The sequence below is a fragment of the Nocardioides sp. P86 genome (genome assembly GCF_023712465.1).
GTDB lineage: Bacteria > Actinomycetota > Actinomycetes > Propionibacteriales > Nocardioidaceae > Nocardioides > Nocardioides kribbensis.
Window position 1 is genome coordinate 420,704 of the sequence record NZ_JAMAYE010000003.1, and the last position, 14,569, is coordinate 435,272.

The 14,569-nt window shown below is 74.7% G+C and carries 15 protein-coding genes; 14 read left to right on the forward strand and 1 reads right to left on the reverse strand.

Annotation, left to right across the window (positions count from 1 at the left end; all coding sequences use genetic code 11):
• Positions 1 to 108: 108 nt before the first annotated feature.
• Entirely contained in the window at positions 109 to 897 is a 789-nt protein-coding gene (locus tag M3673_RS15390; RefSeq protein WP_251534684.1) for a siderophore-interacting protein, read from the forward strand.
• Positions 898 to 1,015: 118 nt separating this feature from the next.
• On the opposite strand, the gene mftR is transcribed toward M3673_RS15390, so the two are convergent.
• Positions 1,016 to 1,615: a mycofactocin system transcriptional regulator gene (gene mftR / locus M3673_RS15395; protein ID WP_251534685.1), complete on the reverse strand. Its 600-nt coding sequence runs from the start codon at positions 1,613 to 1,615 to the stop codon at positions 1,016 to 1,018.
• 188 nt (positions 1,616 to 1,803) lie between these two features.
• Between mftR and mftA the strand changes: the two genes are divergently transcribed.
• From mftA to M3673_RS15460, 13 genes are all read left to right on the forward strand, one after another.
• Positions 1,804 to 1,923, forward strand: a complete 120-nt coding sequence (mftA, locus tag M3673_RS15400; RefSeq protein WP_082502570.1) for a mycofactocin precursor MftA — start codon at positions 1,804 to 1,806, stop codon at positions 1,921 to 1,923.
• Positions 1,908 to 2,198, forward strand: a complete 291-nt coding sequence (mftB, locus tag M3673_RS15405; protein WP_056863032.1) for a mycofactocin biosynthesis chaperone MftB — start codon at positions 1,908 to 1,910, stop codon at positions 2,196 to 2,198. The genes mftA and mftB overlap by 16 nt, the downstream gene beginning before the upstream one ends.
• Positions 2,195 to 3,619, forward strand: a complete 1,425-nt coding sequence (mftC, locus tag M3673_RS15410; protein ID WP_251534687.1) for a mycofactocin radical SAM maturase — start codon at positions 2,195 to 2,197, stop codon at positions 3,617 to 3,619. Before mftB ends, mftC begins: the two co-directional genes overlap by 4 nt.
• Before the next feature lie 9 nt (positions 3,620 to 3,628).
• Entirely contained in the window at positions 3,629 to 4,918 is a 1,290-nt protein-coding gene (gene mftD, locus M3673_RS15415) for a pre-mycofactocin synthase MftD (protein WP_251534688.1), read from the forward strand.
• A gap of 8 nt (positions 4,919 to 4,926) precedes the next feature.
• Complete coding sequence (mftE, locus tag M3673_RS15420) at positions 4,927 to 5,688, forward strand: mycofactocin biosynthesis peptidyl-dipeptidase MftE (RefSeq protein WP_251534690.1); 762 nt, start codon at positions 4,927 to 4,929, stop codon at positions 5,686 to 5,688.
• The gene (locus M3673_RS15425; protein ID WP_251534692.1) at positions 5,685 to 6,458 is read left to right on the forward strand and encodes a mycofactocin-coupled SDR family oxidoreductase; all 774 of its coding nucleotides are present in this window, start codon (positions 5,685 to 5,687) and stop codon (positions 6,456 to 6,458) included. Before mftE ends, M3673_RS15425 begins: the two co-directional genes overlap by 4 nt.
• A gap of 13 nt (positions 6,459 to 6,471) precedes the next feature.
• The gene (gene mftF, locus M3673_RS15430) at positions 6,472 to 7,923 is read left to right on the forward strand and encodes a mycofactocin biosynthesis glycosyltransferase MftF (RefSeq protein ID WP_251534694.1); all 1,452 of its coding nucleotides are present in this window, start codon (positions 6,472 to 6,474) and stop codon (positions 7,921 to 7,923) included.
• Positions 7,924 to 8,089: 166 nt separating this feature from the next.
• Positions 8,090 to 8,968 carry a 3-hydroxyacyl-CoA dehydrogenase family protein gene (locus M3673_RS15435; RefSeq protein ID WP_251534696.1) on the forward strand — a complete coding sequence of 293 codons (879 nt, stop codon included), beginning with the start codon at positions 8,090 to 8,092 and terminating at the stop codon, positions 8,966 to 8,968.
• A 63-nt stretch (positions 8,969 to 9,031) separates the two neighbouring features.
• Entirely contained in the window at positions 9,032 to 10,177 is a 1,146-nt protein-coding gene (locus M3673_RS15440) for a thiolase family protein (protein ID WP_251534698.1), read from the forward strand.
• A gap of 52 nt (positions 10,178 to 10,229) precedes the next feature.
• The gene (locus M3673_RS15445; protein WP_251534700.1) at positions 10,230 to 11,417 is read left to right on the forward strand and encodes an acyl-CoA dehydrogenase family protein; all 1,188 of its coding nucleotides are present in this window, start codon (positions 10,230 to 10,232) and stop codon (positions 11,415 to 11,417) included.
• Positions 11,418 to 11,427: 10 nt separating this feature from the next.
• Positions 11,428 to 12,948: an AMP-binding protein gene (locus M3673_RS15450; protein WP_056863038.1), complete on the forward strand. Its 1,521-nt coding sequence runs from the start codon at positions 11,428 to 11,430 to the stop codon at positions 12,946 to 12,948.
• Entirely contained in the window at positions 12,945 to 13,802 is an 858-nt protein-coding gene (locus M3673_RS15455; protein WP_251534702.1) for a nuclear transport factor 2 family protein, read from the forward strand. Before M3673_RS15450 ends, M3673_RS15455 begins: the two co-directional genes overlap by 4 nt.
• The gene (locus tag M3673_RS15460; RefSeq protein ID WP_251534704.1) at positions 13,802 to 14,566 is read left to right on the forward strand and encodes a crotonase/enoyl-CoA hydratase family protein; all 765 of its coding nucleotides are present in this window, start codon (positions 13,802 to 13,804) and stop codon (positions 14,564 to 14,566) included. Before M3673_RS15455 ends, M3673_RS15460 begins: the two co-directional genes overlap by 1 nt.
• The last annotated feature ends 3 nt before the right edge of the window (positions 14,567 to 14,569 follow it).

The window sequence follows — 14,569 nt, forward strand, 5'->3', positions numbered from 1 at the left end:
CGCAGACCCCTCCGGATCCCCAGCCTGCCCACAGCCGGTCCGAGGACCACTGCTGGGCAGGTGGGGTAGGCAGGAGGGGCAGCCCACGACCACCGACCCAGGAGCGCCATGGCGACCCGCCTCACCGTGACCAGCGCCGAGACCACCCCCAGCGGCCTGCGCCGTGTGTGGTTCCGCAGCGACGACCTCTCGGCCTTCGCCGACAGCCACCACACCGACCGCTACGTCAAGCTCGTCCTGCCCCGCCCGGGCGTCGCCTACCCCGCGCCGCTGGAGGAGCTCGACCTGCGGACCCTGCGCACCACGATGGCCCCCGAGGACCTGCCGGTCGTGCGCACCTACACCGCGCTCTTCCCCGACGTCGTCGCCGGCACGCTGGCCATCGACTTCGTGGTGCACGGCGACGAGGGCGTCGCGGGGCCGTGGGCCGCCTCGGCGGCGCCGGGCGACACGCTGGTGGTCAACGGCCCGGGCGGTGCCTGGTCGCCCGACCCCACCGCCGACTGGCACCTGCTCGTCGGCGACGAGTCGGCGCTGCCGGCGGTGACCGCCTCACTGGCGGTGCTGCCGCCCGACGCGGTCGTGCGGGTCGTGGTGCTCGTGGAGTCGCCCGCGCACCTTCCCCGGTTGGATCCCGGCGAGCGCGGCGAGCTGGTCGTGGCGCACCGCAGCGACGGCGGCACCCTCGAGGCCGCGGTGCGCTCCCTCGACTGGCCGCCCGGGCGGGTCAGCGCCTTCGTGCACGGCGAGGCGGGCGAGGTGATGCGCCGCCTGCGCCCCCACCTGCTCGGCGAGCGCGGCGTCGACCGCGCCGACCTGTCGATCTCCGGCTACTGGCGCCGGGGCCGCACCGAGGAGGGCTTCCGCGAGTGGAAGCAGGCCCAGCCGCGCGACTGACGCGGCCCGGCAGGGCCTGACACGCGGATCGCACGCACCGGCTGCGTGCGATCCGCACGTCACGCCTGCCCGGCGCCTGCCCGGTGCCGGGGTCGGGCGCCGGGGTCGGGCGGTGCGGTCAGGTGGTGGGGTCGAGGTGGTCGCGCAGGGTGAGCATCGCGGCGTCGACCAGGTCGGGCAGCGAGCGGGCGGGGTCGTCGAGCCACACGTCGTACGCCGCGAGCGCGAGGGCCAGGCTGACCTGGCCCACGGTCTGCGGGAGCAGGTCGCCGGGGCGGGCGCCGGTGCGCGCGGCGACGTGCTCGGCGATGACCTGGCGCCACTCGGCGTAGCGGAGCACGGAGTGCGCCTGGAGCGCCGGGGTCCGCAGGATCAGCCGCATCCGGTCGACGTGGGTGGGGTCGGCGGCGGGCGGGAACTCGTTGAAGGCGCGCACGGCACGGTGCACGCCACGCCACAGCGGCTCGTCGGCCGGGGCGTCGGCCAGCAGGTGTCGGAAGCGCGCGAGGGTGAGGTCGAAGCGGCCCCACGGGATGTCGTTCTTGGAGCGGTAGTAGCGGAACAGGGTCCGCCTCCCGACGCCGACCTCGTCGGCGATCGCGTCGAGCGTGGTGCCCTCGAAGCCGCGCTCGGCGAAGAGTCGGAAGGCGGCCTGCTCGATGGCCGCGTGGGTGGTGACGACCGGTCGCCCCTGACGGCGCGCGCTGTCGTCGACCACGGCCGCAAGGTACACCCGCGGACGAGCGGCGGCCCTGCGCGGCCGGGCGGCGGCGGCACCTGCCCGTTCGGAGGGTTCTGGGGCCGTGCCGGATTCGGGGCCCCCGACCCCTGGCGTTTTGGCCACGGGTGCCATTAGCGTCCGGTGTGACCTGCACCACGATCCGCAGCAGCACGAGAGGAGCACCCATGAACCCCGAGGACACCACGCCGGACACCACGCCCGAGGCCGCCGGCCCGGAGGCCGGCCTGACCGCGGAGAGCCTCATCGAGGAGGTCTCGATCGACGGCATGTGCGGCGTGTACTGATGCTCGACGAGGCCTGGACCCTGTCGCCCTCGGTGGCCCTGCGACCCGAGCCCTTCGGTGCGCTGGCCTACCACTTCGGCAACCGGAAGCTCACCTTCCTCAAGCGCCCGGAGCTGGTGGCAGTGGTCCGGGCCCTCGCCGACCACCCCGACGTCCGCACGACCCTCGAGGCCGTCGGCGTGCCCGAGCCGCAGCACGCGGCGTACGCCGGGGCCCTGCGCGGCCTGGCCGACTCCGACATGATCCGCCCGCGCGCCCAGGAGGCCGTCGCATGACCCTCGCCCCCGTCCGACCCGCCGCCCCGACCGCCGCCCCGACCGCCGCCCCGACCGCCGCCCCGAGCGCCGCCCCGAGCACTCGGGAGCGCCCCCTCGGCGGCACGCTGGTCGAGCAGTTCGAGCTCGGCCTCGACGCCCCCATCTGCCTGACCTGGGAGCTCACCTACGCCTGCAACCTCGAGTGCGCCCACTGCCTCTCGAGCAGCGGCCGGCGAGACCCCCGCGAGCTCACCACCGAGCAGGCCGAGGCGGTCATCGACGAGCTGCAGCGCATGCAGGTCTTCTACGTCAACGTCGGCGGCGGCGAGCCCACGATCCGCCCCGACTTCTGGCACCTGCTGCAGTACGCCGTGGACCACCAGGTCGGCGTGAAGTTCTCCACCAACGGCGTGCGCCTGACCCCGGAGAACGCACGGCTGCTGGCCTCGCCCGCCTTCGGCGGCTACGTCGACGTGCAGATCTCCCTCGACGGCGCGACCGCGGAGGTCAACGACCACGTGCGCGGCCCGGGCTCCTACGACACCGCGCTGACCGCGCTGGCCAACCTCCAGGACGCCGGCTTCACCGACGCCAAGATCTCGGTGGTCTGCACGCGGGAGAACATCGGCCAGCTCGACGAGTTCAAGGCCCTCGCCGACCGCTTCGGCGCGACGCTGCGCCTCACCCGGCTGCGCCCCAGCGGCCGCGGCGCCGACGTGTGGGACGAGCTGCACCCGCTGCCCCACCAGCAGCGCGAGCTCTACGACTGGCTGGTCGCCCACGGCGAGGACGTCCTCACCGGCGACTCCTTCTTCCACCTCGCCGCCTACGGCGAGTCGCTGCCCGGGCTCAACCTGTGCGGTGCCGGGCGCGTGGTGTGCCTCATCGACCCCGTCGGCGACGTCTACGCCTGCCCCTTCGCCATCCACGACGAGTTCCTCGCGGGCAACCTGCTCGCCGACGGCGGCTTCCAGAAGGTCTGGCAGACCTCCGAGCTCTTCCTCGGGCTGCGCGCGCCGCAGACCGGCGGGGCCTGCGCGAGCTGCCAGTTCTACGACACCTGCCGCGGCGGCTGCATGGCCGCGAAGTTCTTCACCGGCCTGCCCATGGACGGCCCCGACCCCGAGTGCGTGCAGGGCTACGGTGAGCAGGCGCTGGTCGCCCTCGACGCCGCCGGCGGGCGCCAGGTGCCGGCGTCGAGCCAGGACCACTCCAAGACCGCGCCGACGCGCAACCAGCCGGTGATGCTCACCCTCGGCCGGCGCCCCGACACCCTGACCCTGCCGTCGGCCCCGCCGGTCTCGGCCTGCGCGGAGAGCCCGCTCGCGGGCTTCGTGCCCCCGCCGCTCCAGCAGTCGGTCCAGCAGCCGGTCCAGCAGCCGGTCCAGCAGTCGGTCCAGCAGCCCGACCCGCAGTCGATCCCGCACACCGAGCAGTGAGGTAGCGCCATGACCAAGCCCGAGTGGCTCTCCAAGGTGGAGAACCCCTGGAAGCAGAACCCGTGGTTCGAGTCGGTGGCGGTGGCCCAGGAGCGGGCCCGCAAGCGCCTGCCCGCGCCGGTCTACGGCGCTCTCGTGGCCGGCTCCGAGCGTGGCCAGACCATCGCCGACAACCAGGCCGCCTTCGCCGAGATCGGCTTCGCCCCGCACGTCGCGGGCCACCAGCCCGAGCGCTCGATGGCCACCACCGTCATGGGGCAGCAGATCTCCCTGCCGGTGGTGATCAGCCCCACCGGGGTGCAGGCCGTCCACCCCGACGGCGAGGTCGCCGTGGCCCGGGCGGCGGCGTCGCGCGGCACGGTCATGGGGCTGTCGAACTTCGCCTCGAAGTCGGTGGAGGAGGTCTGCGCGGTCAACGACCAGACCTTCTTCCAGATGTACTGGACGGGCGACCGCGACGTGATGCTCCAGCGCATGCAGCGGGCCAAGAAGGCCGGCGCCAAGGGCCTCATCGCCACCCTCGACTGGTCGTTCTCGATGGGCCGCGACTGGGGCAGCCCCGAGATCCCCGAGAAGGTCGACCTGAGGACGATGGTGCGGATGGCGCCCCAGGTGGCGACCAAGGCGCGCTGGCTCTACCAGTTCGGCCGCACGGGCACGATCCCCGACCTCACCGCCCCCAACCTCGCCCCTCCCGGTCAGGCGAAGGGGCCGACGTTCTTCGGCGCCTACTACGAGTGGATGACCACCACCCCGCCCACCTGGGAGGACGTCGCCTGGATGCGCGAGCAGTGGACCCAGCTCAGCGGCATGCCGTTCATGCTCAAGGGCGTCTGCCGCGTCGACGACGCCCTGCGGGCCCGCGACTGCGGCGTCACGGCGATCTCGGTCTCCAACCACGGCGGCAACAACCTCGACGGCACCCCGGCCACCATCCGCGTGATCGGGCCGATCGCCGACGCCGTCGGCCACGACGTCGAGGTGCTCATGGACGGCGGCGTCCGGCGCGGCTCCGACGTGGTCAAGGCCCTGGCCCTGGGCGCCCGCGCGGTCATGATCGGGCGCGCCTACCTGTGGGGCCTGGCCGCCAACGGCGAGCAGGGCGTCGGCAACGTGCTCGACGTGCTGCGCTCGGGCATCGACTCCGCTCTGCTCGGCATGGGTCTGTCGTCGATCGACCAGCTCACCCCCGACCTGCTGGTCGTGCCCGACGGCTTCGTCCGCGCCCTCGGCGTGCCCGCCGACGCCCCGGCCCCCGGCGTGGCCCCCGACGCGGCCCCGGACCCGGTCCACCACTGAGGGCCCCGGTGGACCCGCACCCCGCGCCGGCCGGCGTCGCGACGCCGGTCGACCGCCGTGACCTGGCCGACGCCACCTGGCCCGACCTCCCGGCGACCCCGACGGTGCTCGTGCCGCTGGGGTCGCTGGAGCAGCACGGCCCGCACCTCCCGCTCGACACCGACGCTGCGATCGCCGACGCCGTCGCCCGCCGGGTGGCCGAGCTGCTCGACCCCGACGGGTCGGGCGACCTGTGGGTCGCGCCGCCGGTGGTCTACGCCGCGAGCGGGGAGCACCAGATGTTCGCCGGCACCGCCTCGATCGGCACCGACGCGCTCCACGCCCTGCTGGTCGAGCTCACCCGCTCGCTGCGCACGTGGGCCGGCCGGGTGGTCTTCGTCAACGCCCACGGCGGCAACCTCCAGGCCCTCGGGGCGGCGCTGCGCCAGCTGCGCGCGGAGGGCCACGACGTCACCTGGGCGCCCTGCGCGACCGAGGAGGTCGACGCCCACGCCGGCTTCATCGAGACCTCGCTGATGCTCCACCTGCGCCCCGCGGCGGTGCGCCTCGACCGCGCGGTGGCCGGCAACACGACGCCGGTGCACGAGCTGCTGCCCGCCCTGCGGAGCGGGGGCGTCGGCGCGGTCTCGGCCAACGGCGTGCTCGGCGACCCCGCGGGCGCGAGCGCCGCGGAGGGCGAGCGGGTGCTCGAGGCGATGGCGCGCGACGTGGTGCAGCGACTCGCCCGCGAGGGCACCGCCGCGGCGCAGCCCGCCGGGGCCCCCGCGTGAGGGTCGCCCTGGTCACCGGCGCGGCCCGCGGCATCGGCGCCGCGACCGTCGCGCGCCTGGCCGAGGACGGCTGGGCGGTGCTCGCGCTCGACGCGTGCGCCGGCCCCGAGGCGTCGCCGTACGCCCTGCCGACGCGGGCCGACCTCGACGCCGTGGTGGCGCCCTGGCCCGAGGCCGAGGCGTGCGTCGCCGACGTGCGCGACCGCGCCGCCCTCGCCGCCGCCGTCGCCCGGGTGCTGGAGCGCTGGGGCCGCCTCGACGCCGTGGTCGCGGCGGCGGCCGTGGTCGCGGGGGGACGAGCGCTGTGGGAGACCCCCGACGAGGAGCTCGACCTGCTCTGGGACGTCGACGCCCGCGGCGTGTGGCTCACCGCCGCCGTGAGCGTGCCCGCGATGCTGGCCGGGCCCGACCCGTCGGGCTGCCGGTTCGTGGCGGTCGCGTCGGCGGCCGGCACCCACGGCCTCTTCCGGATGGCGGGCTACAACGCGGTCAAGCACGCCGTGGTCGGCCTCGTGAAGGGCCTGGCCGCCGACCTCGTCGGCACCGGCGTCACCGCCGTGGCCGTCTCGCCGGGCTCCACCCGCACCCCCATGCTCGAGCAGACCGCCGCGCTCTACGACACCGACGTCGCCGCCCTCGCCGCCCACCAGCTGCTGCGCCGACCGCTGGAGCCCGAGGAGCTCGCCGCGACCATCGCCTTCTGCTGCTCGCCGGCCGGCGCCGTGCTCCACGGCGGCGTCGTCCACGCCGACGGCGGCTTCCCCGGATGAGGGTCCCGCGCCGATGAGTCCCGACGCGCCGACCCGCGCCGACGCCGCGGCTCCCCGCGCCGCCCGCACCCCCGACCGGCTGCCCGACGGCTTCCGGGTGGCCCTGCGCCCCGACGTACGCCGCCTCGACGGCGGACGGCTGCTCGTCGGGGGCTCGCCGATGCGCGCGATGCGGCTCTCGCCCGCGGCGCTCGCCGTGCTGGGCGACGGCGGCTTCGTGGTGACCGACGACCGCTCGGCCGCGCTGGCCGCGAGCCTGCTGCGCGCCGACGTCGCGGAGCCGGTGCTCGACCCCGCACCGGTCGCGGCCGACCTGCTCACCGTGGTGCTGCCCGTGCGTGACCGCTGCGACCAGCTCGACCGCGCGCTGGGCGCCCTGGGTCGGGCCTGCCGCGTGCTCGTCGTCGACGACGCCTCCCACGACCCCGCCGCCGTCGCCGCGGTCGCCCGCCGCCACGGCGTCGAGGTGCTCGCGCTCGCCGTCAACGTCGGACCCGGCGGCGCCCGCAACGCCGGTCTGGCCCACGTGCGCACGCCCTACGTCGCCTTCGTCGACTGCGACGTCACCGTCGGCACCGACCTGCTCCTGCGCCTGGCCCGGCACCTCCTCGACCCGACGGTCGCGCTGGTCGGCCCGCGGGTGGTCGGCCGGGCGCGCAGCACGCGGGTGCGGTGGTGGGAGAGCTACGACGAGGTCGCCTCCTCGCTCGGCCTCGGGGCCCGCGGCGGGGTCGTGCGCCCGGGTGCCGCGGTCGGCTGGCTGCCCGCCGCCTGCCTGGTCGGGCGGGTCGCCGACCTCGGCGAGGGCTTCGAGCCCGGGCTGCGGGTGGCCGAGGACGTCGACCTCGTCTGGCGCCTCGACGTCGCCGGTCGCACCGTGCGCTACGACGCGGGCGAGCGGGTCGACCACGACGCCCGGGCCACCGTGCGCGGCTGGCTGGGCCGCAAGGTGCTCTACGGCACCGGTGGGGCGCTGCTGGCCCAGCGCCACGGCGACCGCGGCGCGCCCGCGGTGCTCTCACCGGAGCTGGCGCTCGCCGCGGCGGCGCTGCTGCTGCGCCGCCGCTGGTCGGCCCCGGTGGCGGCCCTGGCCGTGGCCCGCGGCGCGCACGCCCTGGCCACCACGCTGCCCGAGGCGCCGGAGCGCCCGCGCCTGGCCGCCGGCCTCACCGCCCGCGGCCTGGGCTGGGCCGTGCGCCAGGAGACCGGCCTGCTGCTGCGGCACTGGTGGCCGCTCACCGTGGTCGGCGCCGCGCTGAGCCGCGACGTGCGCCGCGCCGTCGTCTCGGCCCTCGTGGTCGACCTGGCGGTCGGCGTGCGCGAGCACCCCCGCGCCGACCCGCGCCTGCTGCTGCTCGGCCGCCGCCTCGACGACCTCGCCTACGGCACCGGCCTGTGGCTGGGCGCTCTGCGCGCCCGCTCGCCGCGCTGCCTGCTGCCGCGCTCGCCGCGCTCGCGTCGCTGAGCCGCCCTTGCGACCGGACCGCAGTCCGTCAACAAGAACGTTGACGGTCGAGCGCGGGGCGCCGTACGGTCGGGGCGGTCCCCGACCGTCGGGACGACCGAGTGAAGCCGAGGACCACGATGACCCGACCTTCCCGTCCGTGCTGCGACCGTGTGAGGGGAGCCGGGTGGTGAGCACTCCGGTGCGGGCGGCGCTCCGGGGCGCGGTCGTCGGCGGCGGCACCATGGGGGTGGGCATCGCCTACGTGATGGCCACCCACGGCCTGCGCACCACGGTGGTCGAGCCCAGTGCCGAGCGCGTGAGGGCCCTGCGCGACGAGGTGGACGCCGCGCTGGCCGGCGGCGTCGCCCGCGGACGCCTCGACGAGGCGCGGGCCGACGCCGTCCGCGAGGGCCTCGTGGTCGTCGGGTCGGTCGAGGACCTCCCCGTGGGTCTGGACGTGATCGTGGAGAGCGTGCCCGAGCGGGCGGACCTCAAGGCGGCAGTGCTCGCCGCGGCCGAGGCGCTCGCTCCACGACTGCTCGCGACCAACACGAGCTCGATGTCGGTGGACGCCCTGGCTGCTCCCCTGGCGCATCCTGAGCGTTTCTGCGGCCTGCACTTCTTCAACCCGGTCTGGTCGATCGGGCTCGTCGAGGTGGTCCGGGGGGCTCGCACCGGCGCGGAGTCCCTCGCCCTCGCCCTCGACCTCGTCGGGGCGATGGGCAAGGAGAGCGCCGTCGTCAACGACTCGCCGGGCTTCGCCACCAGCCGGCTCGACCTGACGCTGGCGTTGGAGTCCATCCGGATGCTCGAGGAGGGTGTCGCCGCGGCCGAGGACATCGACCGGGCCGTGCGGCTGGCCTACCGCCACCCGGTCGGGCCGCTCACGCTCAGCGACATCGTCGGTCTCGACGTGCGCCTCGACATCAGCCGTCAGCTCGAGGTGTCCCTCGGCCCGCGGTTCGCGCCCCCGCGCCTGCTCGAGGAGATGGTCGCCGAGGGTCGGCTGGGCCGGAAGTCGGGGCGCGGGTTCTTCGACTGGTCCGAAGGAGAGCGCTCGTAGGCCTTGTGGAGCGTCAACGCATGTGTTGATACTGGTGTGACCGACACCACCTGAGGAGTGACCGTGCGCGACGCCGTGATCGTGGAAGCCATCCGTACCCCCGTCGGGAAGCGGGGCGGCGGCCTGTCCGCCGAGCACCCGGTCGACCTCTCGGCCGACCTGCTCGTCGCCCTCGCCGCCCGGACCGGACTCGACCCCGCCCTGGTCGACGACGTCCACTGGGGCTGTGTGCACCAGGTCGCCGAGCAGACCTACAACGTGGCGCGCAACGCGGTGATCGCTGCCGGGTGGCCCGAGTCGGTGCCCGGCACGACCCTCGACCGGCAGTGCGGCTCCTCCCAGCAGGCCGTGCACTCCGCCGCCGCCATGGTCGTCTCGGGGCAGGCCGACATCGTCGTCGCCGGCGGCGTCGAGGTGATGAGCCGCGTGCCGATGGGGGCCTCGGTGCTCGACAAGGACCCGTTCGGGGAGCGCTTCGCCGCCCGCTACGACGGGCGTCGACCCCACATGGGCCTCGGCGCCGAGGAGATCAACCGTCGCTGGTCGCTCACCCGCACCCAGCTCGACGAGTTCGCGCTGTCGTCGCACGAGAAGGCGGCCCACGCCCAGAAGAACGGCCTCTTCGAGAGCCAGATCGTCTCGGTGACCACTGCCGACGGAGTGACCGTCGAGCACGACGAGGGCATCCGGCCGGGCGGCTCGCTGGAGAAGCTCGCCGGCCTGCGGTCGGTCTTCGCCGAGGACGGCCTGCTCACCGCCGGCAACAGCTCCTCGATCAACGACGGCGCGGCGGCGCTGCTGGTCATGACCGGCGACAAGGCGCGAGAGCTCGGCATGACGCCGATCGCGCGGGTGCACACCGCCGTCGTCGCGGGCGACGACCCCATCATCAGTCTCACCGCCCTGATCCCCGCCACCCGCAAGGCCATGGACCGCTCGGGCCTCTCGCTCTCCGACATCGGCGTCTTCGAGGTCAGCGAGGCCTTCGCCTCGGTGCCGCTCGCCTGGCAGAAGGAGATCGGAGCCGACCCGGCCCTGATGAACCCCCACGGTGGTGCGATCTCCATCGGCCACCCGCTCGGCGCCAGTGGGGCTCGGCTGATGACCACGATGGTCCACCACATGCGCGAGGCCGGCGTGCGCTACGGCCTCCAGACGATGTGCGAGGGCGGCGGGCTCTCCAACGCCACGATCCTCGAGCTGCTCTGACCCGGTCGACCTGCCCCGCGCCGTCCACCACCCGCCACCACGAGGAGTCCCGATGCCCGACCTGAAGCTGAGCCACTCTCCGCTCATCCCGGAGACCGAGGAACGTCGGGCGTTGCGGGAGTCGGTGGCGGCCCTGGCCGGCAAGTACGGTCGTGCCTACTTCCAGGAGGCGGCAGCCCGGGGCGGCTTCCCCGACGAGCTCTACCGCGACCTCGGGCACGCCGGCTTCCTGGGCGTGAACATGCCCGAGGAGTGGGGCGGCGGGGGCGGGGGCCTGGCCGACCTGGCCGTCGTGATCGAGGAGTGCGCCGCCCAGGGCTGCCCGATGCAGATGATCGTCATCAGCTCGATCACCGCATCGATCATCGCCCGCCACGGATCCGAGGTGCTCAAGGAGAGGTGGCTGGAGGGGATCTGCAGCGGGGAGAAGAAGGTGGTCTTCGCGATCACGGAGCCCGACGCCGGCACCAACACCCACAACATCTCCACCACCGCGACGCCGTCGCCCGGCGGCGGGTGGACCCTCACGGGACAGAAGTACTGGACCTCCGGGGTCGACGAGGCCGACGCCGTCATGGTGGTGGCCCGCGATGCCGAGCCGGGCCCCGACGGCAAGCGCACGCTGTCGCTCTTCCTGATCCCGACGGACGCGCCCGGATTCAGCTACACCGTGATCGACTCGGCCCTGCGGGCGCCGGAGCGACAGTTCGTCACCTTCTACGACGACGTGCCCGTCGCCGCCGACTCGATCGTCGGTGACCAGGGCCGCGGTCTCCAGCAGGTCTTCGCCGGGCTCAACCCCGAGCGGGTCGCTGCTGCGGCGATCGCCTCCGGCATCGCGCTGTACGCCCTGCAGCGCGGAGCGCTCTACGCCAACCAGCGCACGGTGTGGAGCCAGCCCATCGGCGCCCACCAGGGCCTGTCGCACCCCCTCGCCAAGGCCTACATCGACGTGCAGCAGGCCCGGCTGATGAACTTCCGCGCCGCGGAGCTCTACGACACCGGTCAGGACGCCGCCTGCGCCGAGGCGGCCAACATCGCCAAGCTCGCCGCCGCCGACGCCTGCCTGCTCTCACTCGACCAGGCGATGCAGACCCACGGTGGCAACGGCCTGTCCAACGAGTACGGGCTCTCCGACCTGTGGTTCACCGCACGCATGCTCAAGACGGCTCCCGTGAGCCGCGAGATGGTCCTCAACTACGTCGCGCAGCACAGCCTCGGGCTGCCCAAGAGCTACTGAGGAGAGCGGCGTGACCTTCACCTTCGCGGAGGCGCTGGGCGACCTGGCGTCCCGCACCCCCGACGCCACGGCCATCCTCTTCGAGGAGCAGCGCCTCAGCTTCGCCGACCTCCACGGCCGGGGCACCCGGCTGGCCCACGTGCTCGACGGTCTCGGCGTCGCCGACCAGCGGCGCGTCGGGTTCCTGGGCAGGAACTCCCCGGCCTTCTTCGAGCTGGCCCTGGCCTGCAGCCTCCAGGACGCCGTGCTCGTCGGGCTCAACTGGCGACTCTCCCGCTCCGAGCTGGTCTCGATCACCGCCGACGCCGACCTGTCGCTGCTGGTGGTCTCGCCCGACCTCGTGCACCTGGTCGACGCCGACGCCGGGGTGCGCGTCGTGACCACGGGGTCCGAGCTCGACGCCCTCGTCGCCGCGGCCGACGACACCCCGGTCGAGACGCGCACGCGTGGGGAGAGCGTGCTGCTGCAGTTCTACAGCTCCGGCACGACCGGCCTGCCCAAGGGCACGCTCATCACCAACGACAACCTCGCCTTCACCCGGACCAGCGGACGCCTGCTCTACGGCATGGACGCCGACACGGTGAACCTGGTGCCCTCGCCGCTCTTCCACATCGGCGGCGCGGGCTACGGCTCGACCGCCCTGACCCAGGGCGGCACGACCGTGCTGGTGCCCGACTCGGACCCCCTCACGCTGCTGGGTGCGATCGAGCGTCACGGGGTGACCCACGCCTTCATGGTGCCTGCCGTGATCCAGGGCATCGTCGGCTCGCCGGCGCTGCGCACCTCCGACGTCTCCAGCCTGCGGCTGGTGGCCTACGGCGGGGCACCCATGAGCGAGGCGCTCCTGGAGTCGGCGATCGCGGCACTGCGCTGCGACTTCCTCGGTGTCTACGGGATGACCGAGACCTCGGGCACCGTGGTCGCGCTGGCTGCCACCGACCACGACCCGGGCGGCCCGCGCGCCCACCTGCTGCGCTCGATCGGCAAGGCCCTGCCGTGGGCCTGCGAGGTCGAGGTGCGTGACCCGGTGACACTCGAGGCGGCCGAGGTGGGCGCCGTGGGGGAGATCTGGGTCCGCTCGGGCCAGGTGACGCCCGGCTACTGGCGCCAGCCGGAGGCGACCGCGCAGGCGCTGACCGCCGACGGCTGGCTGCGCACCGGGGACGCCGCCTACCGGGACGCCGACGGCTTCCTCTTCCTCCACGACCGGATGAAGGACATGGTCATCACCGGCGGTGAGAACGTCTATCCCGCCGAGGTCGAGAACGTCCTGGCCCACCACCCGGCGGTGCTGGAGGTCGCGGTGATCGGCGTGCCGTCGCGGCGGTGGGGCGAGAGCGTCAAGGCGCTCGTCGTGCCCCGCCCCGGCGTCGAGGTCGACGCCGCCGACCTGATCGCCTTCGCCCGCGACCGCCTCGCCCACTACAAGTGCCCCCGCGCGGTCGAGACCATCGAGGTCCTTCCCCGCAACGCCTCGGGCAAGATCCTCAAGAAGGAGCTGCGCATGTCCCACGGAAGTCCCGTCTCGTGAGCGCCGAGGTGGCAGGTGTCGAGAAGGGCTCCGTCGGGGCCGTGCCCGACCGGGTCCTGCCGCTGGTGAGGCGGTGGACGGTGAGCTGGCTCAACGGCCACGACCCCGCTGCGTGCGAGGACCTGCTCGCCGAGGACTACCGGCTGCGTATCGGCACCTTCGAGGTCGACCGCCGTGACGACTACGTCGAGGCCACGGTCGGCCAGCTCGCGCAGTTCCCCGGGCTCGTGCTGACCGTGCACGACGTGCTGACCAACGGCCGCCAGGCCGCGGTGCACTTCACCGAGCACGGCGTCTCGCTGCGCCACGACGGCAACGCCGCGGCCTGGACAGGGGTCGTGCTCTTCGACTCCGACTCCGACTCCGACTCCGGGGTCAGGGGCAACGGCGCCGGCGGCGACCGGCTGATCCGCGCCTGGGCCGAGGAGGACTACGCCGCGCGGCGTCGACAGCTCGCCTCGGGCACGCCCGACCCGGTCGGCTCGCCGGCCGTGGCGCCGTGGGACACCCCCGCGGAGCCCGCCGACCCGGCCGCCGAGTCCGTCGTGCTGGCGTGGCTGGAGGCAGGGCTGCCAGCGGTCGAGGGCGTGGTCTGGGACGACGCGGACCTCGACGACGCCGGCCCTGCGCTGACGGTGCACGGCGGGGAGGTCGACGTGGTGGTGTCGGCGGGCTCGCGGGTCGCCTTCCACGGGCGTCTCGCCGGCGCGGCGGCCGACGGCTCGGGCGGCAGCGCCGTGATGGACGTGGCCGGCTTCGTCACCGTGGTCGGCGGGAAGGTGGCGAGCGGGGTCGTGGTCTCCGACCGGTTGGCGGCCCGCTCGGCGCTCAAGAAGTCGCGGCAGGCGGACTGATGGGGGCCGCGGTCGGTGTCGAGGACGTCGGGGCGGTGCGCGTGGTCACCCTCGACCGCCCCGCGGTGCGCAACGCCCTCGACCTCCCGACCGCGACCGCCCTGGCCGAGGCGCTCGACGGCCTCGACGGCGATCCGGGCCTGGCCGTGGGGGTGCTCACCGGCGCCGGCGGCCACTTCTGCGCCGGCATGGACCTCAAGGCATTCCTCGCCACCGGGCAGCGTCCGGAGGTGCCCGGCCGCGGTCTCGGCTTCACCCGTCGGCCGCCGGTCAAGCCGCTGGTGGCCGCCGTCGAGGGCACGGCCCTCGCGGGTGGCTTCGAGATCGTGCTGGCCTGCGACCTCGTCGTGGCCGCCCTGGACGCGCGTCTCGGCCTCCCCGAGGCCAGGCTGGGTCTGGTGGCGGGGGCGGGTGGCCTCCTGCGGCTCTCCGCACGCGTGCCCCGGGCGGTCGCGATGCGGTGCGCTCTCACGGGGGAGCCGTTCTCGGCGCAGGAGGCGGAGCGATGGGGCCTGGTCAACGAGGTGACGGCGCCCGGGGAGGCGCTCGACCGCGCCCTGGTCCTCGCGCGCCAGGTCGCGGCCAGCGCGCCGGGCTCGCTGCGGGCGAGCAAGGAGCTGCTCGACCGGCGGCTCGCGCCCTCGGCCGACGACGTGGCCCGTCAGGACGAGCTGCTCGAGGCGCTCGCCGCTTCCGACGACGCTCGCGAGGGTGCACGCGCCTTCGCCGAGAAGCGCCCACCCGTGTGGGGCCGGACGCCCTAGTGG

Excerpts from the sequence above, each read along its gene's own strand:
- M3673_RS15390 (WP_251534684.1), top strand. The coding sequence starts at position 109 with ATGGCGACCCGCCTCACCGTGACCAGCGCCGAGACCACCCCCAGCGGC.
- mftA (WP_082502570.1), top strand. The coding sequence starts at position 1,804 with ATGAACCCCGAGGACACCACGCCGGACACCACGCCCGAGGCCGCCGGC.
- mftC (WP_251534687.1), top strand. The coding sequence starts at position 2,195 with ATGACCCTCGCCCCCGTCCGACCCGCCGCCCCGACCGCCGCCCCGACC.
- mftD (WP_251534688.1), top strand. The coding sequence starts at position 3,629 with ATGACCAAGCCCGAGTGGCTCTCCAAGGTGGAGAACCCCTGGAAGCAG.
- mftF (WP_251534694.1), top strand. The coding sequence starts at position 6,472 with ATGAGTCCCGACGCGCCGACCCGCGCCGACGCCGCGGCTCCCCGCGCC.
- M3673_RS15445 (WP_251534700.1), top strand. The coding sequence starts at position 10,230 with ATGCCCGACCTGAAGCTGAGCCACTCTCCGCTCATCCCGGAGACCGAG.
- M3673_RS15460 (WP_251534704.1), top strand. The coding sequence starts at position 13,802 with ATGGGGGCCGCGGTCGGTGTCGAGGACGTCGGGGCGGTGCGCGTGGTC.